Origin of the sequence: Sphingobium terrigena (assembly GCF_003591655.1) — a bacterium.
Taxonomy (GTDB): Bacteria; Pseudomonadota; Alphaproteobacteria; order Sphingomonadales; family Sphingomonadaceae; genus Sphingobium; species Sphingobium terrigena.
In genome coordinates this window covers 1-1059 of the sequence record NZ_QVRA01000094.1, presented here as the reverse complement: position 1 = coordinate 1059, position 1059 = coordinate 1, and the positions used below count along the sequence as shown (strand labels likewise).

General features: G+C 60.2%; 1 protein-coding gene. It reads left to right on the top strand.

All coding sequences use genetic code 11. From position 1 onward, the window contains the following. The first annotated feature begins 102 nt into the window (after positions 1-102). Positions 103-1017 carry an IS5 family transposase gene (locus D0Z70_RS24520; RefSeq protein ID WP_220475711.1) on the top strand — a complete coding sequence of 305 codons (915 nt, stop codon included), beginning with the start codon at positions 103-105 and terminating at the stop codon, positions 1015-1017. Positions 1018-1059 lie beyond the last annotated feature (42 nt).

Below are 1059 nucleotides of genomic sequence, written 5' to 3'. Positions count from 1 at the left end.
AGGAGACCTTTGCAAAACCGATCAGATGTGATTCTGTTTTGATTGTGGGAGGGATGGTCGATGCATCGTTCAAGTGGTCAGGGGGATTTGGGTGGAGCCTGGTTGTCGCCGGATTTGGGGCGCAATGCTGGGCTGGACCGGATTGGGGCGGTGTTCGACTGGCGATCGCTGGAGGCGCTGGTTTGTGAGGTTTATTCGGCGCGGACGGGCCGTCCGAGTTGGCCCCCGCTGGTGCTTTTCAAGGCGCTTTTGCTACAGCAATGGTATGGCCTGTCTGATCCTGGGCTGGAAGAAGCGCTGGGTGACCGGTTATCGTTTCGCAAATTTGTGGGGCTGGGGTTGAACGAGGGGCAGCCTGATCATTCGACGCTGAGCCGATTCCGCAAAGCCATGCGCGAACGTGGACTGGACGCGCGCCTGTTCGACGAAGTCGAGCGTCAGTTGGGGGCGCGCGGCCTGCTGGTCAAAAGCGGAACCTTGCTTGATGCGACCCTGGTGGACGCAGCAGTGCGGCGACCGGGGATGCCAACGGGTTCGGGATCGAGCGTCGATCCTGATGCCGCCTGGACCCGCAAGGGCGGTAAGAGCCACTTTGGATATAAGGCGCATATCGGCGTTGACGAAGGATCGGGGCTAATCCGCCGGGCCGAGCTTGCCCCGGCGCGGATCAACGATAGCGTGGTGGCAGACGCGCTGATCTGCGGCGACGAGCGCGCGATCTATGCCGACAAAGCCTATGAGCACAAAGAGCGGCGACAACGGCTCAAATCAGCCGGGATCAAGGACCGGATCATGCACCGCAGTCACAAGAACCAAGCGCAACTGCCGCACTGGCAAGCGGTCCGCAATAGACTGATCAGTCCGATCCGTAGTGCGATCGAGCGCGTGTTCGGCACCCTCAAACGAAGTTATGGCTATCGCCGCGTCCGCTATTGCGGGCTCGCTGCCAACCATCTCGAACTGCGGATGCTCTGTATCGCCTTCAACATGCGCAAAGCCACTGCAATCATTGCCTGATCCCCTGCCAAGCCTACGTCCACGCGCTAGTGACAGCCTAAA